This is a genomic window from Chlorogloeopsis fritschii PCC 6912, from assembly GCF_000317285.1.
Lineage (GTDB): Bacteria > Cyanobacteriota > Cyanobacteriia > Cyanobacteriales > Nostocaceae > Chlorogloeopsis > Chlorogloeopsis fritschii.
This window is the reverse complement of the sequence record NZ_AJLN01000153.1, coordinates 113247-138993: the sequence shown is the minus strand read 5'-3', so window position 1 is coordinate 138993 and position 25747 is coordinate 113247. Positions and strand designations below refer to the sequence as shown.

Genomic DNA, 25747 nt, shown 5'->3' with positions numbered 1-25747 from the left:
TTTCAAACTTTTATTAAAACTCTTATGTTCAAATTCTTTACAGTGCCCACCTTACGCTTAAAGTATCTTCAGTTAGCACAGAAAGTTATATTAAAATCTAATTATCCGGCAAGTACGACCACAATTAAATACCCTCATACTCTTCATTTACTCCCAACTCACTAAACAAGCTCGCCAAAACTACGTTAGAAAACAAAAACCCATCTGGATCGCTTAATCGCAATCTTCCTCCTGCAATTTCCACCCAACCTCTGTCAAAAAATGGTTGGCAGTATTTCTTAACTTCCTCTACTTTCTCTTCTCCAAACTGTTTTTCCAGAACTCCCAAACTTATACCTTCTGCTAAACGCAACCCTAGCATTAAGGTTTCTAACAAATTTTCATCTGGTGATGTCGCTTCACAATCAATTACACACCCATCTTCTACCCACTGATAATATTCCTTTGTTTTGCGCGGACGAGTGAAGCGTTTTCCCTCAACATAACTGGCTGCACCCATGCCAAAACCGTAATAAGGACGATTTTCCCAGTAAACTCGATTATGCCGACATTGATGTCCCCTTTTGGCATAGTTGGAAATTTCGTAATGCTCGTATCCTGCATGAGTTAAAATTTGCTGTGCCATCTGGTACATTTTTACTGTCATTTCATCTGTTGGTAGGGGAGTTGTACCAGGTTTATAATAACGACCAAAGGCGGTTCCAGGTTCTACAGTCAGATCATATATAGATATATGTGTTGGTGCGATCGCAACTGCTTTTTCTAAAGACTCCTGCCAGCCGTCCAAAGTCTGATACGGTAATCCCGAAATTAGATCTATGCTGAATTCGGGAATCTCACAGGTGTGAATCAAGTCCACTGCTGTAAAAATATCAGCAAGGCTGTGCGATCGCCCACACGCTTGGAGTAATTTTGCATCAAAAGCTTGTACACCTAAACTAACGCGGTTAATACCTGCATCGCACAAGCCCTGAAGATGTGCTAAATCGAACGTACCTGGATCGACTTCCATTGAAATTTCTGCCCCAGGAGAAATATCAAAGTTTTGTTTTAACACTGTTAATATCTGTTGCACCTGTTCCACAGATAGAAGTGAAGGAGTACCACCACCAAAGAAAATAGTTTCTAACGATTGACTTAAAACCGGAAAAATGTCTATTTCTTGACATAACACTTCTACATATTTGGAAATTGTGCCAGAGGTTTCACCTCGCAAGCGATCGCCAATCACAGAAACCGGAAAATCACAGTAAAAACATCGTCGTCTACAAAAAGGAATATGTATATAAGCAGAGCTGGGAAGATCTATAAAAATATCTCTTTGAGCCATTTTGAGTAACAATTAAATTATTATTCTAAGAATTACAAAACATGAATATTGGTACGTTATTAACATTTTTTTATCATTTTCCAACGAAAAGATGAGAATAATAAAGCATAAATCTATTTAGTTATAATGATTGCAGATGCCGTTTCCCATAACCTATACTATGACCGCAATTATTCTCAAATCTATTTAAAGTGAGGAGCAAAAAAACACTTAGCCTGATCCGCTAATATCAGTTGCAGGAAAAACAAACCTATGCTTGATGCAATTATCATATTCTCATTCATCCTGGCAGCGGCGGGGATAGGGTTCTACAGTACCGATTTACTACCCGATGGGGCATTAGATCGGGTTACGAACCTAGAAGCTTTACGTTTTGTTGTTGCCGTTTTTGCTGCCATCATTGGAGGTGCGGTTGGATTAAGATTCCAGACTGAATATCGCCGTCTGGAGGCTCAAGTCCGAGACTTACCATTTGAAGTCATCTTAACTCGTGCTATTGGTTTAGTGATCGGTTTACTGATGGCTAATCTGATGTTAGCACCTCTATTCTTACTGCCCATTCCCGCCGACTTTAGTTTCATCAAGCCGTTAGTAGCAGTTGTTGGTAGCATCGTGCTGGCATACACAGGTATGAACTTAGCAGATACTCACGGACGTGGGTTGTTACGTTTAATCAATCCCAATACCGTAGAAAGCATGGTGGTGGAAGGAACACTAAAACCAGCCAGCACCAAAGTTTTAGACACTAGCTGCATTATCGACGGTAGGATCGAAACCCTACTTGAAACTGGCTTTTTGGAAGGGCAAATTATTGTACCGCAATTTGTCTTGCAAGAGTTACAACAAGTAGCAGATGCGAGTAAAGATCAAAAGCGAGTGCGGGGAAGACGGGGGCTTGAAATTCTTAACCGTATCAAAACAGCTTATCCCGATCGCATTTTGATCAATACAGTTGACTATGAGGATATAGCGACAGTAGATGCAAAGCTAGTCCGGTTTGCCCAGGAAATCAATGGCACGTTGCTAACGAATGACTACAACTTATCCAAAGTAGCCAGCGTTCAAAAAGTACCTGTTTTGAATGTCAACGATTTGGTAAACGCTGTGCGTCCTACTTACTTACCAGGTGATAATCTTGATTTGAAGATCCTCAAAGAAGGAAAAGAACCAAGTCAAGGAATTGGCTACTTAGATGATGGCACAATGGTTGTCGTTGAGGAAGGCAGCAGTTACGTCGGTGGTGAAGTGCGAGTAGTAGTCACGAGTGCTTTACAAACTTCTGCAGGACGGATGATATTTGCTAAACCGCAAGCTTCGGCGTTAGCATGAAGAGAATGTCACGTTTGAGTTTAATAGATTTTTCCGACCGATGCAATGTAACTGCATCGGTTATTTTGTATAAATTTTAAGTATAAGTGCTATAAGATAAATTTAGTTAGAGTTTCAATATACATATTAAATTGTATATGTCAAGTCAATTATTCGTCCTAGCCATAGGGCAATAATAATGGTATAAACAGGGCTAGTCTTGAAAAGTCAAAATTCCTTATTAAAAATTAATTAAAAATAACTTAAGAATGGGAGCTAAAGCGATAAATTTTGCGATTTTGACTGCAATTACTAGTATTTTGGTGGGGATCGTAGGTCATCAAAGTACAAGGGTAATGGCACTACCGCCGCCAGAAGAAATACCAGAAGAAATTTTGCGAACAGAAATTTTTACAGCAGCGCGATCGCCTGTAGATGGCAAACTCCTAACTGCCGCAGAATATGCACAATTGCAAGCACAACTGCAAGAAGCACCACCACCAAAACTGTCTACCAAGATCCGAGAAAATATTTTTTTACTGAACCTGCGTAAAATACTACTTCAGCTTTTTCCATTTTTGGATATTTAATCTACAAGGAAGTCACTATCTTGATGGGGCAACGTGCAGAAAAGAAAATTTTTCTACCAGCGCTGCTTGCGTAGCCAACAGGCTTGCAGACGCCAGCAGCACATCGGCTTTCCTTATTTTCAAGTTATAAGCAACAAAAAGAATCATAAACTCTAATTTCTCTACCAATTTTACCTTCCGGCACTTTCCTACTCTACTAATCTCCCCATTCCCTCCCAGGTTCGATGACAATCGCCAAAAAATTTGCAAATAAATGTAAACAATACTATATAGAACTTAAAAAAGCAGATTTACTCAGCACTTTATTCAATCAACGTAGGTAGCTCCATGTCTATGACCACGATCGCCCCTGAACAGGTTAACCGTATCGTTTGGAATCAACATCACGATCCGTTTGAAGTATTGGGTTCTCATCTCATAGAAGAAAATGGCAAAAATGTCTGGGCTGTGCGAGCGTACCTACCCAATGCCAGTTCAGTGTGGGTGATTCTTCCTGAGGAAAGGAAAGAATATCCGATGCAAACTGTGCATCATCCCCACTTTTTTGAATGCACAATCGAAACCAAAGAATTAGCAAACTACCAGTTAAAAATCAAAGAAGGAGAACATGAGCGAGTCATTTACGATCCTTATGCCTTTCGTTCTCCCCGCTTAACCGACTTTGATTTGCACCTGTTTGCTGAAGGTAATCATCACCGAATTTACGAGAAACTAGGAGCGCATCCCACAGAAATAGATGGCGTTAAGGGTGTGTATTTTGCCGTTTGGGCACCCAATGCTCGAAATGTCTCAATCATAGGAGATTTTAATAATTGGGATGGGCGCAAACACCAGATGCGTAAAGGTATAACTGGGGTTTGGGAATTGTTTGTTCCTGAACTTGGGGTAGGAGAGCATTATAAATACGAAATCAAAAATATAGAAGGGCACATTTACGAAAAATCCGATCCCTACGGTTTTCAACAAGAACCCCGCCCCAAAACAGCATCGATTGTCAGTGACTTGGATTCCTATGCGTGGAACGATCAAGACTGGATGGAGATGCGGCGTCACACCGATCCCCTCACCCAACCGATTTCAGTATACGAAGTGCATATCGGCTCTTGGTTACACGCCTCTAGTGCCGAACCTGCCAAACTTCCTGATGGTGAAACCGAACCCGTAGTCCCCGTTTCGGAACTCAAACCTGGCGCACGTTTCCTCACCTATCGGGAACTGGCAGATAAGTTGATCCCTTATGTCAAAGATTTGGGATACACTCACATTGAACTATTACCGATCGCCGAACATCCTTTTGATGGTTCTTGGGGTTATCAAGTTACCGGGTACTATGCCCCCACTTCCCGTTATGGAACCCCTGAAGATTTCATGTACTTTGTTGACCAATGCCACAAAAATGGGATTGGAGTAATTGTAGACTGGGTTCCCGGCCATTTTCCCAAAGATGGTCATGGTTTAGCGTTTTTTGATGGCACCCACCTGTACGAACACGCCGATCCTCGTAAAGGCGAACATAAAGAATGGGGCACTTTAGTATTCAACTACTCGCGCAACGAAGTTCGCAATTTCCTCGTTGCCAATGCTTTATTCTGGTTTGACAAATATCACATAGACGGCATTCGGGTTGATGCAGTTGCTTCTATGCTTTACCTCGATTATTGCCGCAAAGAAGGGGAATGGCTGCCCAATCAATACGGTGGTAGAGAAAATTTAGAAGCAGCAGATTTCTTGCGTCAAGTCAATCACATTATCTTTAGTTATTTTCCCGGTATTGTTTCGATTGCCGAAGAATCGACTTCGTGGCCAATGGTATCTTGGCCTACATACACTGGGGGATTAGGCTTTAACTTGAAATGGAACATGGGCTGGATGCACGATATGCTGGATTACTTTAGCATGGATCCGTGGTTCCGCCAGTTCCACCAAAATAACATTACCTTTAGTATGTGGTATCACCACAGCGAGAACTTCATGCTCGCACTTTCTCACGATGAAGTCGTGCATGGCAAGAGCAATATCATCGGTAAAATGCCGGGAGATAGATGGCAGAAGTTTGCTAACGTGCGTTGTTTGTTTACCTATATGTTTGCTCACCCAGGTAAGAAAACCATGTTTATGAGCATGGAATTTGGGCAGTGGAGTGAGTGGAATGTGTGGGCTGACTTAGAGTGGCACTTATTACAGTATGAGCCACACCAACAACTCAAAGTATTTTTTAAGGAGTTGAACCATCTCTATCGCAGTGAACCAGCATTGTATACCTTAGATTTTGCACGGGAAGGATTTGAGTGGATTGATTGTAGCGACAACCGCCATAGCGTTGTGTCGTTTGTTCGCACAGCCAAAAACTCTGATGATTTTGTGATTGTCGTTTGTAACTTTACACCCCAACCTCATTCCCACTACCGGATTGGTGTACCAGAACCCGGATTTTACACCGAGTTGTTCAACAGTGATGCGCGTCAGTATGGTGGCAGCAATATGGGCAATTTAGGCGGCAAATGGACTGACAATTGGTCTATGCACAATCGTCCCTATTCACTGGATTTGTGCTTGCCACCTTTGGGAGTGTTAATTTTGAAGTTGGATAGGAAGAAGACAGCAGAAGTAATGGAATCTTAATTAATGAGGGTGGGCGGCTATGCCCGCCCTATGTTTGATGTAAAATGCGTTTTGGTTGATTATGTTCATCTAGTGCATTGTGATCGCATTAGAAATAATATTAGATACTGTGGTGAAGAGCGATCGCCCATATTGAGACAAGCAGTTACCATTAACTCAGTTGCATTCGTATTTGTTGTAAAAATAGCTGCCATTCACTCTTTATATCCGCAGCACGAATGGCACGATCTACAAAATCTTCGACAATCACAAAAATAAGCTGATTGGGTTCGCTAAGTAATTCTTTCAAACTTTTTTCACACTTACGAACACTTTCAATTTGAGCAATTTTGAGATTTAGGAACACCTGTTCGGCAGAGGGCGAAGTTAGCTGGAGTGTTTTTGGTTCATTGGGGGTGAGTCCATCTAGATGGGGACGAATGCGATAATGTAAAAATTTACGGTAGGAAAGCTCAAACTCCGATAGCATCTGAAATGCAGACTTGAGTTGACTAGGTTTACCTGATATGATTTGGTCGGGTATTTGTGCGGCTATTGCTTTGATAAACTCACAACCTCTAGCTTCTGTCAGTTTTCCTAAATTTCCTTTATCGATCAATAACTCTGCTACTTGTGATTTGACTCGCTGTGGCGATCGCTGCAAAACTTCATCTAGTGATGACAAATATCTTGTGAGGTGAGCGCGTATTTCATTCAGATACTTCTCATAAATAATTTCGTAACTCTGCTCGATTTTATAACGTTCTTGAATTTCTTCAACGGCAGGAACACCTGTATCATTTCGACACCTTTGCACAGCCACTTCTATTTGCTTTTTCAAATCAGTATCTATATCGTGCCGTTTTTTCCTCAAAGCCTGAAGTAAATCCTCAAAACTTGATGTGAGTTCGATCCAAAATTCATTGAACTTTGGATCTAATAAGGCTAATTCCTGAGATTCTGACTTTGATTGATCTAAAGTCAGATCTGTTATGTGTTCTGCAACGGTAGAGTTTTTCTCATCACCGTCAGCTATGTTTGGATTAGTATTTATGTTCATCTAATAGGATAGCTCGTTCAACCAATGGTTCAGTATTTACTGTAGAGCTTGAGGTTCAATCCAATCAACATTTAAACAAATTTGATGATATTAACATGAAACAATCCACTTTTTCAATTCCCATTGGTAGTGTTCCCAAGTTTACAAGCAAACTAACAATTGCTAATCAGAAGTTTTGGAAGGCAAAAATTTTTGATTATTGTTTGTTCGTTTAAATGCCCCACAGGCTATATTGCAGTTAACCAATCAATTAGGAAGAGTATCCGTGTTTCCCCTTCATGACAATAACCCGACACGAATCACCCCGTATTTTACCTATGGGTTGATTGGGATGAATGTATTAGTTTTTTTTCACCAACTTAGTTTATCTAGACCAGATTTGGAACAGTTTTTACAGCAGTATGCAGTTGTTCCGCAACAATTAACTGCTAATTTTGCCGGAGAGTGGCCAACATTATTTACGTCGCAATTTTTACACGGAGGTTGGTGGCATCTAATCTCGAATATGGTATTTTTGTGGGTCTTTGGCAACAACATTGAAGACCGTTTGGGTCATATCAAATATCTCATTTTTTACCTGAGTTGTGGTGCTTTAGCTGCCTTATGCCAGTGGTTTATTAATGTGAATTCTGCTATTCCTTCCTTAGGTGCAAGCGGGGCGATTTCTGGGGTTTTAGGCGCATACCTGATTCGCTTTCCCCAATCTCAAATTCTCAGTTTAGTCTTTTTGGGTTTTTTTGTTACCACCATAAGAGTTCCTGCAATTCTACTGATCGGGTTATTTTTCATCCAGAATGTCATCTCTGGTTTTGCTGCTCTGCAAACAGCTGCTAATATGACTATGGAGACAGGAGGAGTCGCTTACTGGGCGCACATTGGTGGCTTTGTGTTTGGAATTATACTCTCTCCTTTGTTTGGATTATTTAAACAGGATTAGAACTACAAGATGGTGTTTGTAGTGACCACTCTGTTAGGAGTGGTCACTTTTTTGGTGAAGTTGAATCATTTAATATTCACAAGACTTGGTAAGAAATTCCACCAAGTAAGCTTCACTAAATTGTCGAGCGTCAAGCTACAGTTTCTAGACTAATGACATATTTGAGTAGACCTTCACAAGCATCGACGAGTAAATCGATCACTCGCTCAAATCCTTCTGCACCTCCATAGTAAGGATCTGGAACTTCTTTGAGAGTATGTCTGGTGCAAAAGTCACACATTAAGCGTACTTTATGGTGATGTTGCCCAGTTGGATCGAGATAGAGGATGTCCTCATAATTTTCTCGATCCATCGCCAAAATCAAATCAAAGTCTTGAAAATCCGATTTTTGAAACTGGCGAGCATGACCACGCATTTTTATTCCTAACTTTTGAGCGGCTGCAACGCTCATACGTCGGTCAGGGGGGCTACCGATATGATAGCTAGATGTCCCAGCAGAGTCGCAGGTAATGTGATCGCGCAGCGACAAACCAGAAGATTGGCTCCACTCAGCCTGCTCGATCAGATGATTCATAATATTTTCTGCCGCTGGCGATCGGCAGATATTTCCCAGGCAGACAAATAGAAGCTTGTAAGCCATAAATATTTTTGCCCTTTGTCCTCTCTTACAAAGTTCTGAGCCTCCTTGTGGAGGAGCTTGCGCTAACGTCGGCAGCTGGCGCATCCTCCGGGTAGACACTAAGTGGCTTCTGTACACCGTTGGGCAAAGCCCTTCCCGCAGGGTAGGTGTTCCCGAAGGGTAAGTAGCCGCAAGTGCGTCTACAGACTTTGCGCTTTGTCATTAGGATTAAGACAAATGACAAATGACAAATGACAAATCACTGTTTACTGAAAACCAGGAAGTTCTAATCCACTGGTCAATTCTTCCATGCGTTCCCGCATTGTTGCCGTGGACTTATTGTAGGCATCTTTCATCGCTACGGTGATGAGATCGGAAAGTACTTCTGCTCCTTCATTAAGAGCATCTGGCGAAACTTCCACCCGCTTGGGTTCTTGGTTCCCACTGACTATCACCTTAACCAAACCACCGCCTGCTTCTCCTTGAATCTCCATTTGCTCCAATTCTTCTTGGAGTCGCTTGGCACCTTCTTGTACTTGCTGCGCTTTTTTAAAGGCGTCAGCCAGTTCTTTCATTTTTCCCAAGCCAAAGCCAAATCCCTGTCCTTTACCTGTCATAATTAATTGTCCACCTGTGCTTTGATTAACAAGTCAAATTCAACAAATTCAATTATAGATGCGGTGGCTGATTTGCCTCTTTTTACTCCTGAGTTTTGCATTTGATCAAGAATGGCACAATATTACCAAAAGTAGTCAACTTTTGAACTAACAACACCAAAGCAGAAATTTTCTGACTTTCTCGTTTGGTCTGCTTCTGTTTTCACATATGCTTACTGTACTGTGGGAAGATGATTGATGGGTTACACCCAGTCAAGAATTTGATGCAGCGTTTGTTGCCTTCTCATGTTTAACTTATTAAAATCTCGGTTGAAAAATACTCTCATTACACTGCTGTTGGTAACACTATTTTTAGGGATAAATACAGCTGGTTGGACGCCCTCCAGTAGCGCCGGTCTACCAGCTGGGAATGCAATTACTGACGGCAAGGCTCTCTTGCGGTACGCACTGCCTATAGATAACCAGCCTGTGCGAGAACTACAAGCTAGCTTAGAAGACATTTCAAATCAATTGCGGGCAAATCGACGTTGGGGTGCTGTTTCCAAAGATGTTGGCAAAGCATCACGAATACTTAACAACCCTTCCCAAGTTTTAGCAAGTGTCCCAGATGAACGCAAGCCTAAAGCTGAAGCTCTGATTTCTGAATTAAAATCAGGTGTAAATGAACTGCAAGAATTAGCTCAAGCCAAAGACAAAGAAAAGGTTAAAGAAAAACGAGCTGATTTACTAAATCTAGTTGGAGAACTAGAAGAGTTAATGGTGGAGGGGTTTCCCTTTGAAGTTCCAGAGCAATACAGTAATTTACCACAACTGAAAGGCCGTGCCACCGTAGAAGTTAAAACTAACAAAGGCACTGTTACCCTTGTTGTAGATGGCTATAGCGCTCCAGTTACGGCTGGAAATTTTGTTGATTTGGTACAACGGGGTTTTTATAATGGCTTGGAATTCACCCGTTCAGAAGAATCATACGTTCTGCAAACTGGCGATCCACCAGGCAAAGAAGTTGGTTTTATCGATCCAAAAACAGGCAAATACCGTGCAATACCCCTAGAATACTTGGTTGAAGGTGATAAAGAGCCTACTTACGGTATTACTTTAGAAGAAGCTGGTCGTTACACCGATTTACCAGTGTTACCATTCTCAGCTTACGGCACAGTGGCTATGGCACGCCCAGAAAGTGACCCGAATGGCGGTTCTTCACAATTTTTCTTCTTTTTGTATGAGCCAGAACTGACGCCAGCCGGGCGCAACCTTTTGGACGGGCGTTACTCTATTTTTGGCTATGTGATTGAAGGTCAAGAGGTTTTGCGAGAACTGAAGGCAGGTGACAAAATTGAATCGGCAAAAGTCGTCAAAGGGTTAGAAAATTTAGTTGAGCCACAGCAAGCGTAGTTAGTGGTTGTTGACAATAGGGACTAGGGGCTAGGGGCTAGGTACTAGGAATTTTAGATTTTGGATTTTAGATTACATTCCAATCCAAAATTTAATTGCCCAATCACCTCTACCCTCTATCCTTTGGTGTACACACTTCATTAAGGCTACTAACTACTAGCTTCTAACTCCTAACTAAGATTTACTGCGGCAAATACCTGCTTAGTTGCGATCGCTAACTCTCTAAAAGTCTGCGATATTAAAATTATTAAAATATTTATGTAATGCCCAAGAACTACTGTGAACCGTGAATTTTCTTTGCAAATTCAAGAGATTGGTGAGCAAGGATTGTTAAAAATATTGCAGCGTTTCTGTCCCTCCGAAATTATTGGGGATGATGCAGCAGTTCTTCTTACTGAAGATGGGCAATCACTCATAGTAACTACAGATGTATTAGTTGATAAAATACACTTCAGTGAAATTACTACATCACCAGAAGATGTGGGTTGGCGTTCTGCTGCCGCCAATTTGTCGGATTTAGCGGCTATGGGTGCATCCCCGTTAGGAATTACTGTCGGGCTGGGGCTTCCTGGTAATTTAGCTGTCAGTTGGGTAGAACGATTGTACCAGGGGATGACAGAGTGCTTGCAACAGCACAACGCCCCGATTGTTGGCGGTGATGTGGTGCGATCGCCTGTCATTACCATTGCGATTACTGCTTTCGGTCAAGCTCATCCTCATCGTATTATTCGGCGCGACCAAGCTCAAGTTGGGGATGCGATCGTTGTCACTGGTGTTCACGGTGCGTCTCGTGCTGGCTTAGAATTGCTCCTGCATCCGGAATTAGGAGAAAACCTCAGTGATAAAGATAGAAAAACTTTAATTCGCGCACACCAACGTCCACAACCCCGATTAGACGTCTTACCAATCCTCTGGCAAATTTTAGGCTCCCCCTCCCTCCTCCCCATTGCTGGTATGGATAGCAGTGACGGTTTGGCAGATGCTGTTGTGCAAATTTGTCGTGCCAGTGGTGTTGGTGCCGTGGTTGAGTGTACACAAATACCTTTACCAAAAGCTTTTGAAGTTTGGCTAACCAGAGAGCAAGCACTGGAATATGCCCTGTACGGTGGCGAAGATTTTGAATTGGTGCTGTGTTTGCCAAAACAGCTAGCCAATGAATTAATACAACACTTGAATCAAAATGTAGCTATTATAGGCGAGATTACAGAGGGGTCAACCGTACTGTTAAACGACCAATATAAAGAATTCCCCGACCAAGTTTTGAGCCTTAATCGGGGGTTTCAACATTTTAGTTAGTGTTGGTGGATAGTAGGTAACAAATTTATTTAGTCCACTTTGCTGCTACCAATTCTGCTAAGTCAAGAACACGCTGGCTATAACCCCACTCGTTGTCATACCAAGCCATGACTTTAACCATGTCACTGCCCATTACCATGGTTAAGCTAGCATCTACAATCGAGGAAGCATCGCTACCTTGATAGTCAGATGATACGAGAGGTAGTTCGCTATAGTCCAAAATGCCCTTAAGTTGTCCTTCAGAGGCAGCTTTTAGTGCTTGGTTGACTTCTTCTACGATTGTCTGCTTTTCAACTTGCACGACAAAATCTACCATTGAAACGTTGGGGGTGGGTACACGCAACGCTACACCGTTCAACTTGCCTTTCAAATCTGGCAGTACTAAAGCTACAGCTTTTGCAGCACCTGTGGAGGTAGGTACGATGTTAATAGCCGCAGCACGTGCTCGTCGTGGATCTCTGTGAGAAGCATCTAACAAGCGCTGGTCACCAGTGTAGCTGTGGGTGGTAGTCATTGTACCTTTGATGATGCCGAACTTCTCGTGCAACACCTTAGCAACGGGAGCCAAGCAGTTAGTGGTACAGCTAGCGTTACTAATGATATGGTGTTTGTCGTGATCGTAGTCGTGATGATTAACACCGATCACAAAAGTACCATCTTCATTTTTGCCGGGGGCAGTGATGAGAACCTTCTTGGCTCCAGCATTAACGTGCTTCATTGCCCCTTCTTTAGCGGTAAATACACCTGTTGCTTCAATAATTAGGTCTATTTCCCACTCTTTCCAGGGCAAGTTTTCTGGATTGCGATCGGATACGCATTTAACGGTCTTGCCGTTTACGATAATTGAGTTATCATCAGCAGTAATATCAACATTGTTTAACTTCCCTAGCATCGAGTCATACTTCAGCAGGTGAGCGTTGGTTCTAGGGTCTGAGGTGTCATTGATAGCAACAAGGTCGATATTGCTATTCTCTCTACCTAACCAGCAGCGCATAAAGTTACGCCCGATGCGCCCAAAACCGTTGATAGCAACTCTAATCACAGCGTCTTGCCCTCTGTCTATATGTGCCTTATTAAATCCTATGCTTGACCCCGATCATATCGCAAAGGGGGAGTATTTATGACTATAAAGTGTTAGATCCCAAAAAAAAATTAATTTTTATCTTGAGGGATCGGTGTAGAGGTTGCGATCGCCGATGTAATTTCTCACTGATTCTGGGACTAAATAGCGAAGTGATTTGCGTTCTCGACAGAATTTGCGAATTAGACTTGACGAAAGTCCAACTAAAGGGATATTCAATAATTGCCAGTGTATGATAATGGACTGCTTTGCCAGCTGCTGCTCCACTTGCTTGCAGATTATCTCGCTTTGAGCTATGCATTCAGAATTGGAAATGCGGGGTGCGATTAACCAATCGCACAATTGTGCTAGTTCTTGTCCGCGATACCAATGGGGTAAAGTTTGGAAGACATCTAAGCCTACTATCCAGTACCAATGAGTATTGGGATAAAGATTGGATAAGTCAATTAGAGTATTAATGGCATAGGAAGTTCCCGATCGCGTTTCTTCTACCAGCGAGACAGCAAACGCTGGGTGATCTGCGATCGCCTCCTGAAGCATTGCTAAACGATGTTGAAAGGAAGCTGCTTTTTTATGAGGAGGATTATACGATGGCACCCAAATGACCTGTTCGATGGGTACTTGATGCAAAGCTGTTTCGGCGACGATAAGATGCCCCCAATGAACTGGATCGAATGTGCCACCGAAAATTGCTACTTGCCGCATCCGCTCACTTGTTTGGCTTGATTCAATATCTAAAGCAGGATTATTACCAGCCTTTTATTGTAACTAATTCTAGCAAACAGGTAAAAAGATGTATTTCCAAATACAGCAGTTTATTTCCCGATTATGAAGAAATTTGCAGAATAAACATATTATTAGTTCAGGAATATAAAAATGACAGCAAGGATAAAATCATTCTGACCCAACCAAATCTAAAAGCAACAATCTGCATATCATTAGATATGAAATTTATACAGAGGTAGTAACGGTAAAAACAAATTCCTGTTATGATACGCGTGTCATTTGTGATTATTGTGTGGTGTGGTGTTAAGAGGAGTAATAGATGAAAAATCAAGTAGACTTTAGCGGTAAACCATTTCATTTTATTGGCATCGGTGGCATAGGTATGTCTGCTTTGGCATACGTACTAGCCAAACGCCAATTGCCCGTCTCTGGTTCAGATCTTCGCCCTAACCATATTACTTGTAGGTTAGAAGCGATTGGAGCTCGTATTTTTGATAAACAAGAAGCAGGCAATTTAGAATTCTTTCGCCCACAGGCAAAAGAAAATGGAGTAGTATTAAATACTCAAAATGAAATATCTTCTGCACAAATAGCACCGCTGCCACAAGTTATTTGTTCAACAGCAATTAATACAAATAATTTGGAATACAAAGCAGCCTTGGAATTAGGCTGTCCAATTTTCCATCGTTCTGATGTTTTAGCAGCTTTAATTGCGGAGTACTACAGTATAGCGGTTGCCGGTACCCACGGCAAGACTACCACAAGTAGCATGATTGGTTATATGTTACTTCAAGCGGGACTTGACCCCACAATTTTGGTAGGTGGCGAAGTCAATGCTTGGGAAGGCAATGCTCGACTTGGGCACAGTCCCTATCTAGTTGCAGAAGCAGATGAATCAGATGGTTCTTTGGTTAAACACGCTCCCGAAATTGGCATTATTACCAATATTGAACTGGATCATCCCGATCACTACGAAAACTTAGAAGAAGTCGTTGAAATTTTTCAGACCTTTGCCAAAGGTTGTAAGATATTAGTAGGTAGCATTGATTGCGCTACTGTACGTGATCGCTTGCAGCCGACAATTGGTTACAGTTTATACCAAGAATCTGGTGCTGATTACACAGTTACCAACATAGAATGTCGTGCCGATGGCACCACTGCTTTAGTGTGGGAGCGGGGTAAAGCCTTAGGTGTATTAAAATTGCGTTTGCTCAGTCGTCACAACCTCAGCAATGCTCTAGCAGCAGTTGCTGTTGGACGGATTTTGGGATTAGAGTTCGGAGAAATTGCTAAAGGACTTGCCACTTTTGAAGGTGCAAGACGTCGTTTTGAATTCCGGGGTGAAGTTGATGGCATCACCTTTATTGATGATTATGCTCATCATCCCAGTGAAATTCGTGCTACTCTTGCTGCTGCACGTCTGCAAGCAAGACCGGGGCAAAGGGTAGTTGCGATCTTCCAACCCCATCGTTATAGTCGCACGTTGGCATTTTTAGAAGAATTTGGTGAGTCTTTTACTCATGCTGATGCTGTTATACTTACTGACATTTATAGTGCAGGCGAGGTGAATTTAGGGCAGGTAAGCGGTGAGCATTTGGCAGCAGAAGTTGCCAAGCATCACGAGCAAGTTTACTATCAACCCACCTTAACCTCAATGTGCGATTTCTTACAGCATACATTGCGTCCTGGAGACTTGGCGCTGTTTTTGGGAGCCGGGAATTTAAATCAGATAATTCCGGAAGTCATTGCAACACTTCGGCAGCCAGCCACAGCCACATCCTAAGAGAAAAACTGCACAAGCACTATTGTTATAACATCCCAAAGATAGTTTCTCGGCTTAGAGTTGCACAGTCTAGCAATGATTTCATTGCCTCTAATTATTACCGTATTTTTACGGTTGATGAACATCAAAATAACACTCATTTTGGTAATATGAAAAGCTCCCAGGCAGCTGTAGATGTCTGCTCTTTTTCTGGTGTGACTACGAAGAAACAAGAAATTACTAGTTTAGAAAGTAAAGAAATTTACTTGGATAACACTGATTTTACAATTAGACCGCAAGTTTCCTTGTCAGGGTATACTTCCTATAGAGTAGGTGGCCCTGCAGAATGGTATGTTGCTCCGCGCACTGTCGAGGCACTGCAAGCCAGTGTCAACTACGCCAAAGAACATGAGTTACCAGTAACTGTACTGGGAGCTGGTTCTAACCTGTTAGTTAGCGATCGCGGTATACCAGGTTTGGTAATTGCTACCCGTCATCTGCGTTACAGTCATTTTGACCCGGAAACGGGGCAAGTTACTCTTGCCGCTGGAGAATCTATACCTAGCTTGGCATGGGCAGCAGCAGAACTAGGTTGGGAAGGGTTGGAATGGGCTGTTGGTATTCCTGGAACTGTTGGCGGTGCGGTAGTCATGAACGCAGGGGCGCACAATAGCTGCATCGCAGATATCCTAGTTAGCGCTCAAGTACTTACTCCGGATGGTACACTTTTAACGCTAACTCGCGACCAATTAAATTACAGCTACCGTACTTCTATATTGCAAGGTAGCGATCGCATAGTCACCCAAGCAACTTTTCAACTCCAACCAGGTGCAGATCCTGCACAAGTGATTGCAATTACCAAGCAACACAAACAACACCGATTGACAACCCAACCCTATCACTTACCTAGCTGTGGTAGTGTTTTCCGCAATCCCAAACCTTACGCAGCAGGCTGGTTAATTGAACAAACTGGTTTAAAAGGCTATCAAATTGGCAAAGCGCAAGTAGCCCAGCGCCATGCTAATTTTATCGTCAACTGTGGCGGTGCTAGTGCTTGGGATATTTTTAATCTGATTCGTCACGTTCAATATCAAGTGCAGGAAAATTGGTCGATTCTTTTAGAACCAGAAGTTAAAATGATCGGTGAGTTTTCATTAGCTTGTTAAAAATTGCAAATTATTAATTTAAGGTAAGCGTCAGCAGCTAGCTGGCGCTTTTGCTTGTTTTGACTAAAAATAGGGTGTAGGGGAAAAGAAAATTGTATTTGCGATCGCATGATATCAAATACAAATGGATACAAAAGAATTTCTTGGTAAAACCGTTGCTGTTATTGTCGATCGCCCAATGGGTAGTAGGCATCTGCAGCACGGATACATTTACCCCATAAACTATGGCTATATTCCCAATACTCTCGCTCCAGATGGGCAGGAAGTGGATGCTTACATCTTGGGTATATTTGAGCCTCTAAGCTACTTTGAGGGTGATTGTATCGCCATTATTCATCGCATTAATGATGTGGATGACAAGCTAATTGTTGTACCACAAGGTAAAAACTACAGCGACGAACAAATCTTGGCTTTGACAGAGTTCCAAGAGCAGTTTTTCGTATCGGTTGTTTTGCGCCCGTAGAGTAATTGGCGATCGCTCCTCACACCCATTCCCGTCTTCAAACATACAGAAATCGTAGTAGGGTGGGCATTGCCCGTCAAAGCTCATCTAGTAAACATTTTAGATATTGATGAGCGATGCCCACCTTACAGAGAACCGTTGTAATTGCCACTCCTACCTTGCAGCAGCTTCAGATCTAGGGTAGATGAAAAATCAGACATATGTAAAAAAAGATATAGTTTGCGTTTAAATTACCTTGAATTTCATGAATAGCAAACGTTTACTGGTGCTGATTTTGACACTAATATTGATTGCCTTTTCTTGGTGGGGTGTGATGTCGGCACGGGCTGGCTTGGTAGTGCATCAAATGGAGCGTGAGGGAGTACCGCTATTGTACCTGGCACCAAAGAAGGCATTGAAAGTACCTGGTGTTTTGGTAGCGCATGGCTATGCAGGTTCCAAGCAATTAATGCTTGGCTACGCACACGTTTTAGCCCATGCAGGTTACGCGGTAATGCTATGGGATTTTGATAGTCATGCAGCCAATCATAAACCTTTGCAGAGAAATTCACTTTCTGCAAATTTGGAGGTTGCTTATGCTGCACTCGTAGCACAACCAGAAGTAGATGCATCACGCTTGGCTACTTTAGGGCACTCGATGGGAAGTGGTGCAGTGATGACAGCTGCTATTGACAATGACAATCGCTATGATGCGACTGTGGCAATTTCGCCTACAAGTGCTTATGTGACAACAAAAGCACCTCGCAACCTCCAATTACAAGCTGGCAGTTGGGAGAGTAGATTTATCGCGAATGCCCAGCGTTTGCTCAAACAAGCAGGTGGAGAAAATAAAAATTTAGTTGATGGCAAGGGGCGAGAGTTCGTAGTTATCCCCAATGCCGAACACATTACAATTTTATTTAACAATCAGAGCCATCAAGCCGCGAAAAACTGGCTCAATGCCACTTTTGGAGTGCAGCGTCAAAGTAACTATGTTGACCGTCGGATGTTTTGGTATGCTTTGCATTTGTTAGCATGGTTGGCTGTGCTGGGAGCAGTTGCTCCTAATTTGGCTGTGTCTTCTGCTACACCCAAAGCAAGAAATTTACAACGCTCTTTTGGTTTACTGATAGCGCCATTTGTGGCAACCTGTGTACTAATGTTGCTCAGTCGTGTTAGCGATATTGAAAGCTTAGGTGGCGTGTTAGTAGGCGGTGCCATAGCCATTTGGTTTGGTGTAGCAGGTATAGCTTGGCTAATTGTCATGTCACAACTGCCAATTCCTACACTACGAGCCACCTTTGTTGGCATAGCACTATTTTTAGTATTGTGGATTGGCTTTGGAGTAATGGCGCAGGTGGTGTGGTTGCAATGGTGGCTGATTCCACTACGTCTAGCATTATTCCCCCTATTGGTGTTGGCTTGTTTGCCTTGGTTTTTAGCATCGGGAGTGGCACAACAAAATCTTGGGCTGGGAAAACGAATTCTTTGGTGGTTTGGGCAAAGCACAGTGTTAGTTGGAGGTTTTATTTTGGTGCTTTATCTATTGCCTCAACTCGGTTTTATTTCACTTTTGCTGCCAGTATTTCCAATTATGATGGCAATTTTCTCTTTTGCTGCTAGTTTACTTAATGAGCCAGTCAGCTATGCAATTGGCAGTACGATGTTCTTTGGTTGGACATTGGCAGCTACTTTTCCTTTGGCAAGGTAAGACTATATTAAAGACATTAGACTTCTTGCAAAAATTAGAATCTAGGTTAATTACAACCACAGATGGACACCGATAAACACCGATAAAATCTGTGTCCATCTGTGTCTATCTGTGGTCGATTTTTTGAAAATAGAATGAGTGCAAGAAATTTATGACAATCATTTCCCCTTGAATATGCAGTTAATATTAAAAAACTAACCACAAAGAACACAAAGAACACAAAGGAAGAAATTGGTACTCATTAAGTGTAAGTTTATAGAGAATTGGTATTAGGGCAGGACAAAATTCCCTCCCTCTTTGTAAGTTAATAGCGAGAGGGAGGGTAAAATTTTGTAGCAATTTGGAAAAATTAGACAAATATTGGCTAAATATTTACTTGCTGCCTCTGATACAACGACCAATACAAACCTTTTTGTTGCAAAAGTTCAGAATGAGTGCCACGCTCAACTAAAACACCCTTTTCTAGCACCAATATTAAATCTGCACGTTTGAGAGGCGCAAAACGATGGGCAATCAGAAACACAGTTCGCCCTTGAGAAACTTGTTGCAGATTTTGCAAGACTTGTTGTTCTGTTTCACTGTCTAAAGCGCTGGTAGCTTCATCTAAAATCAGAATTGGTGCTTGCGAAAGAAACAGGCGTGCCAAAGCAATGCGTTGTCGCTGCCCGCCAGATAAAGCTGTACCGCGTTCGCCAACGTTGGTTTCGTAGCCGTGGGGTAACTCACTGATAAAGTCGTGAGCAACGGCGAGTCTGGCTGCTTCTACTACTTGTTCGGCGGTAATGTCGGAATTTCCAAGGGTGATATTTTCCAATATCGAACCGTTGAATAAAAAGTCTTCTTGCAGAACTACACCAATTTGTTGACGCAGGGAGACTAAATCGGCACTTTTAATATCAAAACCATCAATCAGGATACGTCCTGATTCGATTTGATACAGGCGCTGCAAAAGTTTAGAAAGAGTACTTTTACCAGAACCACTGCGTCCGACGATACCAACAAACTGCCCTGGTTGAACGGTAAAAGAGATGCCCCGCAAAACTGGTTCTGTGTTGGCTCGATAGCTGAAGAAGACTTGCTCAAAGCTGACTTGCCCTTTGAGAGGCGGTAGAACTAAACCAGTTCCTGGTTCAGCTTCTGGAGCGACGTTGAGAATATCACCAATCCTGTCTACAGAAAGTAGAACTTGTTGTAGATTTTGCCATAGTTGCACCAAGCGTAGCAATGGCCCTGTGACTCTACCAGAAAGCATTTGAAAGGCGACCAGCTGCCCGATGGTAAGCTTGTTTTCAATCACTAACTTTGCCCCAAACCACAGAATCAGCAGGCTAGAAAAATTAGTAAGAAAATCACCGATATTGCTGCTGATATTCGAGGTAGTAGAGGCTCTAAAACCTGTACGAATGAAACGGGCAAACAAACCTTCCCAACGATCGCGTGCGATTGGTTCTGCTGCATGGGCTTTGACAGAATGAATTCCCGTGACTGTCTCAACCAGAAATGATTGACTGTCGGCACTGCGGTTAAAAGTTTCGTTGAGCCAATTGCGGAGAATTGGTGTGGCTACCAATGTCAAGACAGCGAACAAAGGCAATACTGCCAAAGCCGTGAAAGTGAGAGGAATATTGTAGTAAAACATCAGTGCCAGATACACCACGGCAAAGATGCTGTCTAAGATGACAGTTAAAGCTGTACCCGTAAGAAACTGGCGAATTTGTTCTAGTTCTTGAACGCGGGCAACTGTGTCTCCTACCCGCCGCGATTCAAAATAGGCTAAAGGCAGACGCATCAAGTGGCGAAATAGCTGCGCCGATAAACTCAAATCCAAACGCCGGGCAGTATGCGTAAAGATAAATAATCGCAGGATACCAAGTATTGACTCAAACAGTGCCACCAAAAGCAGCGCGATCGCCATGACATCAAGAGTTGCCAAACTCTCCTGCACCATGACTTTATCGATTACAACTTGGGTAATTAAAGGTGTTGTCAACCCCAATAGCTGCAATGTAAAAGACGCTAATAGTACTTCTGTGAGCAATCTGCGGTACTTCCATACTGCTGGTAGGAACCAACCGAGATTAAATCTTTCCTGCTTTTGAATGAGTTCTACTTGCCATAGCTGCCCATGCCAATACTCTTCCACCACTGACTGCGGCAAAACCTCACACGTGCAATCGGGATTGAGAGGATTGGCAATCGTCAGGCGATCGCCCCTGACAGCATAAGCAACCACCCAACTTGCTTCACTTTCTGTCGCTCCACCCCAAGGTAACAAAGCAGGAAATGATAACTGCTGCAAATTACTCCAACTCACTTGCAATCGCCGCAGTACAAAGCCTAACTTTTCTGCTGTTTCCACCAAATGTTTTGGGCGCTGCCCTCTGAGCTGGCGCTGTACCCATTCTAATTTGACAGGATTGTCCAACTGCTGCGCCACCATTGTCAAACAAGCAGCAGCTGTGTTGCGACTGGAAACAAAGGGGTAAGTTGATTGGGTAGAAGTGGGAGAAACGGGGAGATGGGGAGATGAGGAGCTGAGGAGCTGGGGAGAATTATACACCTTCCCCTCTGCACCTCTGCCCCCCTGCTCCTCTTCTTCCTGAGAGCCTTGCCAATACTCTTCAATCTCTGGCGTAGAAAGTTCCAACCATACTGCTGCACTCCAACGCACCACGATCGCGTCTTTACTGGCAGCTACCGCTTTACATTCAACAGGCAACTTTTGCAAACTACCAAACCAATTGCCTACTTGCAGTGTTGCCAAGGGCTTCCCAGTTTCTTCTTCTCGCAAGCGAACTTTGCCAGAAACTATCAAATACTGATAATCAACTCCATCTTTTGGCCAAATTTTTTCTCCTAAACTAAAGCACTGACTTTCTGAGTGCTGTTTCAAAAAGGTTTTTTGTTGTTCATTTAACCAGCATAACGGTGGTTGATTCCAAGGTAGAGAGGCTAGCACCCTTGTATGCGAAGATTCTTCGTCTGTAGTTTTTATTTCACTTGCAATTTGACTGTCAGCTTTTGAATTTTCTCTGCTAGCCATTTCTCAAACAACTCATTCTGTAGTGTTTGCTTTAGTTGAGTATCTGCCAAGGAAGCTGGTAGAAATTGTTCTACACGAAACAAACCATAACGTTCTTCTAATTCGATCGGCCCTATTATTTCCCCAGGGCTAGCTACATCTACCGCTGCCCTCAGTTTATCCGGCATACTACCCCGGCTAACTGGCCCCATGATTCCATTTACAATTCGGTCATCTGTAAGCGAATATTCTTTCGCTAAATATTCAAAGCTAGCTCCTTCTTCAATTTGAGCTTGGAGTTCTTCAGCTAATTCCCGATTGTCTACTATAATTCGTGAAATTACTACACGATCCAAGAAGATTTTCCTTTCTATAAAGTATTCTTGTAGCTTCATTTCTGTGACTGCAGCTTTTAATTTTTCCAACTTGAAGCTAAAAGAAATTGTTGCGTGAAATGTTTCATAATCTGTACCATTATTTTTTAGCCATTCTTGAAAAATCTTCGGCTCTGTGAGTTGATTTTTAAGCCGAAAATCAATTATTGCCTGTTCAGTTATAGTCGAGGTGATGGCGATATCTTCTCTGGTTTGTAGTTCTTGTTCAATTACATATTGACGCAGAATATCTCCTATAAATTGTCCCAATTTGCCAGAAATTTGCAGATATTTTACTACTTGTTCTATGGAAATTGGTTGCTCATCTACATTTAAAAATGATGAAGATTCCATAAAGTAATTACCGAGATACACGCAGTCTACTAACTATACAATTTCCCAGCGGAGAAAACACTTGAATAGCTGATATTCTCAGGCGAGGACACTATTGCCATAGTAAGACTTACAAGCCGGAGTCGCAACTCTAGCTTGCATAATTAAATTAGTAAGAATACCTACTTAGTATTCAGAGATAATTAGATGATCGCAATTACCCACAACCAGGCAAAGAAAATTGCTACGATTGCACCAATTAATGTATTCAAAATATTCACTAATTCATTAGTCAACCAAGCATATTTCGATTGTAATGTAGCCCCAATTACACTTTCTAAATTAGTAGCAATAAATGCCGCAAGCACACACCACAGTACACCTAATATTTCAATTAAACCAACTGCCCAACCAACAAAAGCGATCGCAACTGATCCGATCACCCCTGCTAAGGTTCCTTCCAAGCTCACTGCTCCTTCCGTTCCCCGTGGTACTGGCTGTAAGTTGGTAATTAAAAAAGTTCTTTTACCATAAGCTTTCCCGACTTCACTGGCACAGGTGTCAGACAGCTTGGTACTAAAACTCGCCACATAGCCCAACAGTAATAGGGACTGGGGATTGGGGACTGGGGATTGAGGAATTGGAATAACTCCTAAGTCTATCATTCCTACTCCCAAAGCGCATAGCGCCCCAGTCAACGCAGAACCCCAAACATTTTCTGGGCCTCTTGCTCCAGAACGCTTTTCTGCTATGCCTTCAGCCTCTTTCTGCGCCATGCCTACACGCGTGACAAAAGAACCAACAAGGAAATAAAACATCACAACTACATATCCTTGCCAGCCCAACGTTCCCCAAATGAGTACACCCAGTAACCAAGCATGAAATAATCCAGCTGGGGTAAGTAGCTTTTTAGGAGCAATCCAGGCGACAAGCAACAAACTGGTGTTCAATGCCACTCCTACAAACCAGGGATTAAGAGGATTAATTGAAGAAAGCATCTGCATTTATTCCAGAGAGTTTTGCCATTAAATGTGCTTAACTTACACAATTTATAATTTTATGTTCAAAATTAAATTTATATCCAAAATTTGTCTTAACAATTTTTGTAGGGTGGGCACTGCTTAACTTTCCTCAAACTCTTATTCTTACGTTGTGAACAGTGCTCCGCAGTTCTGAGCGGAGGTTTCCTCCGCACAGACTTCTCTCCACCTTACGCTTATTGAGAAGGTTACAAGCTCTCAGTCAAGCTATATACAATTATCTGGCTTATATTTACAAATCTTGAGAAATCACAGTTAATAAAAGTATTTGTAAATAAATTAGCATTTTTTCATGTAATTATAGATTAATTATTTACCAAGGGGAATAATCCATTGCTGAAAACATTTTCGGAGCTAATGTTTAACAGTTCATGCTGTCAAAAAATATTCGTCTAAACAATACTTATGCCCATGAATAATCATCGGAATGATTTGTTTGATACTAAAGGGCTAAATATCACTTCTACCTCTTCTATAAATAATTTGACTACTAAAGATGATGACATTTTTAGCGTCAATAGTCGTAGTAGCTTCAAACCAGCAGAAAATGCTCTAGAAGAAGAGGTTAATATACAGGGGCGTAAAAATCGTAAATCAAAAAAAGCGAGCTTATCTGCTGCTAAAGCAGATTTAGTGATCCAAAATGCTTCAGCTCCTAGTGTTGCTGTTGCTGGTAGCACGATCCAACTAACATATCAGGTAAAAAATAAAGGTAAGAGCAGTGCTGGTTTTAACTACACTGATTGTTATCTTTCTAAAGATAAAACTCTCACTTCAGATGACAATCTCCTGGGCTGGAATTGGATCGGCGGGCTTGAACCTGGGAGTGCGACTTCTCAGTCTTACAATGTTACTGTAGATGAGAACACTACACCTGGAACTTATTATCTACTCTACAGAGCTGATGCTCTCGATAATATTCTAGAAATCAATAACAGCAATAACATTGCTGCGCGTGAAATTACCATCACTGGTAAAAATAAAGAAACTCAAGGATATAATCCTACTTCTGGCTATGGTTTGGTGAATGCAGCAGAAGCAGTAGCTAGGGCTGCTAGAAAAAATACTTTTGCTGATGTTCCTAACCGTGGCGGTAACGATTGGGGAGCGGATCTAGTAAAAGCACCTGAAGCTTGGGCAAACGGATATACCGGGCAAGGAGTCGTCGTTGCTGTTTTAGATACTGGAGTAGACTACAACCATGCAGACTTAAAGAACAATATCTGGACAAATAGCAAAGAAATTCCTGGTAATGGCCAGGATGATGATGGTAATGGTTTTGTAGATGATGTGTACGGTTGGAACTTTGACGGTAACAATAACAATACTCTAGATGGCAACGGTCATGGCACTCATGTCTCTGGTAGCATCGCTGGGGAAAATAATGGTTTTGGTGTGACTGGTGTTGCCCACGGTGCCAAGATTATGCCAGTTAAAGTTTTAAATGATGATGGCTCTGGCTATTATAGTTCTATCGCTGATGGTATTTACTATGCTGTAAATAATGGTGCTAATGTAATTAATTTAAGCCTTGGTGGAGAATATCCCAACGGTACTTTGCAGAAAGCTATTGAATATGCCAGCAGCAAAAACGTAATTGTAGTCATGGCAGCAGGCAATGACGGTAAATCATTACCAGGATATCCGGCTCGCTACGCAGACAACTGGGGAGTTGCCGTTGGGGCAGTTGATAAGAATAAAAATATGGCTGATTTCTCCAACCGGGCTGGGCAAAACCCCCTAGCTTATGTCACTGCTCCTGGAGTTAAAGTTTACTCCACACTGCCAGGTAATCAATACGCATCTTACAGCGGCACATCAATGGCTGCTCCTCATGTTGCGGGTGTAGTTGCTTTAATGCTCAGTGCTAACAGCAATTTGACTGATGCCCAAGTACGTCAAATCCTTGCAGAAACGTCAGGAAATAGTACGCAATCTACAGCTTTGAGTGGTGAAAACAACATGACTAGTTTCAGCCACAACAACAGCCTGACTACTGCTATTTCTAACTTCAATGTCAGTAGCTTTAGCAGCAACAATACTACGACTAGTAGTGATGTGGGTGCGATCGCTTCTCAAACAAGCACCAGTTCTACCAATGGAAATCACGATGGAATGTTTTTGAATTCACCCACATGGTTAGAATTCTGGAACGATTACAAAACCAGTGTGGCAAGTAGCAGTAACATTAGTACCAATGGGGATGAGGTAGAAAATATAGTAGGGAAACGCAAAGCACTACTAGAAGCAGTATAGGCGAATAAGTTGAATTTATTCCCTCAGACTTCCAGTCTGAGGCTACACAAACAAAGTCTACGGAGGCAGGCTAAATACCTTAAA

General features: G+C 42.3%; 21 protein-coding genes. 11 read left to right on the top strand and 10 right to left on the bottom strand.

Going from position 1 to position 25747, the window contains the following annotated elements:
* Window positions 1–124: 124 nt before the first annotated feature.
* Window positions 125–1330 carry a radical SAM family heme chaperone HemW gene (gene hemW, locus UYC_RS0134725; RefSeq protein WP_016879849.1) on the bottom strand — a complete coding sequence of 402 codons (1206 nt, stop codon included), beginning with the start codon at window positions 1328–1330 and terminating at the stop codon, window positions 125–127.
* A 252-nt stretch (window positions 1331–1582) separates the two neighbouring features.
* Here hemW and UYC_RS0134720 point away from each other — a divergent pair, with 252 nt between their 5' ends.
* Both UYC_RS0134720 and UYC_RS0134715 read left to right on the top strand, forming a co-directional pair.
* Window positions 1583–2659, top strand: coding sequence for a PIN/TRAM domain-containing protein (locus tag UYC_RS0134720; RefSeq protein WP_016876197.1), 1077 nt, complete (start codon window positions 1583–1585; stop codon window positions 2657–2659).
* A 248-nt stretch (window positions 2660–2907) separates the two neighbouring features.
* Window positions 2908–3228, top strand: coding sequence for a hypothetical protein (locus UYC_RS0134715; RefSeq protein WP_016876196.1), 321 nt, complete (start codon window positions 2908–2910; stop codon window positions 3226–3228).
* 15 nt (window positions 3229–3243) lie between these two features.
* Here UYC_RS0134715 and UYC_RS0134710 read toward each other — a convergent pair whose 3' ends face one another.
* Window positions 3244–3396 carry a hypothetical protein gene (locus UYC_RS0134710; protein WP_235082994.1) on the bottom strand — a complete coding sequence of 51 codons (153 nt, stop codon included), beginning with the start codon at window positions 3394–3396 and terminating at the stop codon, window positions 3244–3246.
* Between the two features lie 165 nt (window positions 3397–3561).
* Between UYC_RS0134710 and glgB the strand changes: the two genes are divergently transcribed.
* Complete coding sequence (gene glgB, locus UYC_RS0134705; protein WP_016876194.1) at window positions 3562–5850, top strand: 1,4-alpha-glucan branching enzyme; 2289 nt, start codon at window positions 3562–3564, stop codon at window positions 5848–5850.
* 151 nt (window positions 5851–6001) lie between these two features.
* Here the strand turns inward: glgB and UYC_RS0134700 are convergent, their stop codons facing one another.
* Complete coding sequence (locus UYC_RS0134700; RefSeq protein WP_016876193.1) at window positions 6002–6889, bottom strand: hypothetical protein; 888 nt, start codon at window positions 6887–6889, stop codon at window positions 6002–6004.
* A 265-nt stretch (window positions 6890–7154) separates the two neighbouring features.
* On the opposite strand from UYC_RS0134700, the gene UYC_RS0134695 reads away from it, so the two are divergent.
* Complete coding sequence (locus tag UYC_RS0134695; protein WP_026087567.1) at window positions 7155–7826, top strand: rhomboid family intramembrane serine protease; 672 nt, start codon at window positions 7155–7157, stop codon at window positions 7824–7826.
* Window positions 7827–7956: 130 nt separating this feature from the next.
* Here the strand turns inward: UYC_RS0134695 and UYC_RS0134690 are convergent, their stop codons facing one another.
* Both UYC_RS0134690 and UYC_RS0134685 read right to left on the bottom strand, forming a co-directional pair.
* Window positions 7957–8466 carry a low molecular weight protein-tyrosine-phosphatase gene (locus tag UYC_RS0134690; protein WP_026087566.1) on the bottom strand — a complete coding sequence of 170 codons (510 nt, stop codon included), beginning with the start codon at window positions 8464–8466 and terminating at the stop codon, window positions 7957–7959.
* Window positions 8467–8711: 245 nt separating this feature from the next.
* Complete coding sequence (locus UYC_RS0134685) at window positions 8712–9062, bottom strand: YbaB/EbfC family nucleoid-associated protein (RefSeq protein ID WP_016876190.1); 351 nt, start codon at window positions 9060–9062, stop codon at window positions 8712–8714.
* 285 nt (window positions 9063–9347) lie between these two features.
* Here UYC_RS0134685 and UYC_RS0134680 point away from each other — a divergent pair, with 285 nt between their 5' ends.
* Together UYC_RS0134680 and thiL are read left to right on the top strand one after the other, a co-directional pair.
* A complete protein-coding gene (locus tag UYC_RS0134680; protein ID WP_016876189.1) occupies window positions 9348–10454 on the top strand; it encodes a peptidylprolyl isomerase in 1107 nt (368 codons plus the stop codon).
* A gap of 279 nt (window positions 10455–10733) precedes the next feature.
* Complete coding sequence (thiL, locus tag UYC_RS0134675; RefSeq protein ID WP_016876188.1) at window positions 10734–11750, top strand: thiamine-phosphate kinase; 1017 nt, start codon at window positions 10734–10736, stop codon at window positions 11748–11750.
* A 25-nt stretch (window positions 11751–11775) separates the two neighbouring features.
* Here thiL and UYC_RS0134670 read toward each other — a convergent pair whose 3' ends face one another.
* Together UYC_RS0134670 and nadD are read right to left on the bottom strand one after the other, a co-directional pair.
* Window positions 11776–12792: a type I glyceraldehyde-3-phosphate dehydrogenase gene (locus UYC_RS0134670; RefSeq protein WP_016876187.1), complete on the bottom strand. Its 1017-nt coding sequence runs from the start codon at window positions 12790–12792 to the stop codon at window positions 11776–11778.
* 117 nt (window positions 12793–12909) lie between these two features.
* On the bottom strand, window positions 12910–13536 hold the full coding sequence (gene nadD / locus UYC_RS0134665; protein WP_016876186.1) for a nicotinate (nicotinamide) nucleotide adenylyltransferase: 627 nt from the start codon (window positions 13534–13536) through the stop codon (window positions 12910–12912).
* Window positions 13537–13876: 340 nt separating this feature from the next.
* Here nadD and murC point away from each other — a divergent pair, with 340 nt between their 5' ends.
* The 4 genes from murC (at window position 13877) to UYC_RS0134645 (ending at window position 18638) form a co-directional block, all read left to right on the top strand.
* Window positions 13877–15340 carry a UDP-N-acetylmuramate--L-alanine ligase gene (gene murC, locus UYC_RS0134660; protein ID WP_016876185.1) on the top strand — a complete coding sequence of 488 codons (1464 nt, stop codon included), beginning with the start codon at window positions 13877–13879 and terminating at the stop codon, window positions 15338–15340.
* A gap of 149 nt (window positions 15341–15489) precedes the next feature.
* Window positions 15490–16485, top strand: coding sequence for a UDP-N-acetylmuramate dehydrogenase (gene murB / locus UYC_RS0134655; RefSeq protein WP_016876184.1), 996 nt, complete (start codon window positions 15490–15492; stop codon window positions 16483–16485).
* 124 nt (window positions 16486–16609) lie between these two features.
* Window positions 16610–16948: an inorganic diphosphatase gene (locus UYC_RS0134650; protein ID WP_016876183.1), complete on the top strand. Its 339-nt coding sequence runs from the start codon at window positions 16610–16612 to the stop codon at window positions 16946–16948.
* Between the two features lie 244 nt (window positions 16949–17192).
* Window positions 17193–18638: an alpha/beta hydrolase family protein gene (locus UYC_RS0134645; RefSeq protein WP_016876182.1), complete on the top strand. Its 1446-nt coding sequence runs from the start codon at window positions 17193–17195 to the stop codon at window positions 18636–18638.
* 364 nt (window positions 18639–19002) lie between these two features.
* Here the strand turns inward: UYC_RS0134645 and UYC_RS0134640 are convergent, their stop codons facing one another.
* The 3 genes from UYC_RS0134640 to UYC_RS0134630 form a co-directional block, all read right to left on the bottom strand.
* Entirely contained in the window at window positions 19003–21681 is a 2679-nt protein-coding gene (locus UYC_RS0134640) for a type I secretion system permease/ATPase (protein ID WP_016876181.1), read from the bottom strand.
* Window positions 21630–22388, bottom strand: coding sequence for a peptidylprolyl isomerase (locus tag UYC_RS0134635; RefSeq protein WP_016876180.1), 759 nt, complete (start codon window positions 22386–22388; stop codon window positions 21630–21632). The genes UYC_RS0134640 and UYC_RS0134635 overlap by 52 nt, the downstream gene beginning before the upstream one ends.
* Before the next feature lie 182 nt (window positions 22389–22570).
* A complete protein-coding gene (locus UYC_RS0134630; RefSeq protein WP_026087565.1) occupies window positions 22571–23365 on the bottom strand; it encodes a TIGR00297 family protein in 795 nt (264 codons plus the stop codon).
* 453 nt (window positions 23366–23818) lie between these two features.
* Here UYC_RS0134630 and UYC_RS0134625 point away from each other — a divergent pair, with 453 nt between their 5' ends.
* Window positions 23819–25663 carry a S8 family serine peptidase gene (locus UYC_RS0134625; protein ID WP_016876178.1) on the top strand — a complete coding sequence of 615 codons (1845 nt, stop codon included), beginning with the start codon at window positions 23819–23821 and terminating at the stop codon, window positions 25661–25663.
* Window positions 25664–25747 lie beyond the last annotated feature (84 nt).

Coding starts and splice junctions, on each gene's coding strand:
- hemW (WP_016879849.1), bottom strand. CDS start 1,330: ATGGCTCAAAGAGATATTTTTATAGATCTTCCCAGCTCTGCTTATATA.
- UYC_RS0134720 (WP_016876197.1), top strand. CDS start 1,583: ATGCTTGATGCAATTATCATATTCTCATTCATCCTGGCAGCGGCGGGG.
- UYC_RS0134715 (WP_016876196.1), top strand. CDS start 2,908: ATGGGAGCTAAAGCGATAAATTTTGCGATTTTGACTGCAATTACTAGT.
- glgB (WP_016876194.1), top strand. CDS start 3,562: ATGACCACGATCGCCCCTGAACAGGTTAACCGTATCGTTTGGAATCAA.
- UYC_RS0134700 (WP_016876193.1), bottom strand. CDS start 6,889: ATGAACATAAATACTAATCCAAACATAGCTGACGGTGATGAGAAAAAC.
- UYC_RS0134690 (WP_026087566.1), bottom strand. CDS start 8,466: ATGGCTTACAAGCTTCTATTTGTCTGCCTGGGAAATATCTGCCGATCG.
- UYC_RS0134685 (WP_016876190.1), bottom strand. CDS start 9,062: ATGACAGGTAAAGGACAGGGATTTGGCTTTGGCTTGGGAAAAATGAAA.
- UYC_RS0134680 (WP_016876189.1), top strand. CDS start 9,348: ATGTTTAACTTATTAAAATCTCGGTTGAAAAATACTCTCATTACACTG.
- nadD (WP_016876186.1), bottom strand. CDS start 13,536: ATGCGGCAAGTAGCAATTTTCGGTGGCACATTCGATCCAGTTCATTGG.
- murC (WP_016876185.1), top strand. CDS start 13,877: ATGAAAAATCAAGTAGACTTTAGCGGTAAACCATTTCATTTTATTGGC.
- murB (WP_016876184.1), top strand. CDS start 15,490: ATGAAAAGCTCCCAGGCAGCTGTAGATGTCTGCTCTTTTTCTGGTGTG.
- UYC_RS0134650 (WP_016876183.1), top strand. CDS start 16,610: ATGGATACAAAAGAATTTCTTGGTAAAACCGTTGCTGTTATTGTCGAT.
- UYC_RS0134645 (WP_016876182.1), top strand. CDS start 17,193: ATGAATAGCAAACGTTTACTGGTGCTGATTTTGACACTAATATTGATT.
- UYC_RS0134640 (WP_016876181.1), bottom strand. CDS start 21,681: ATGGCTAGCAGAGAAAATTCAAAAGCTGACAGTCAAATTGCAAGTGAA.
- UYC_RS0134635 (WP_016876180.1), bottom strand. CDS start 22,388: ATGGAATCTTCATCATTTTTAAATGTAGATGAGCAACCAATTTCCATA.
- UYC_RS0134630 (WP_026087565.1), bottom strand. CDS start 23,365: ATGCTTTCTTCAATTAATCCTCTTAATCCCTGGTTTGTAGGAGTGGCA.
- UYC_RS0134625 (WP_016876178.1), top strand. CDS start 23,819: ATGAATAATCATCGGAATGATTTGTTTGATACTAAAGGGCTAAATATC.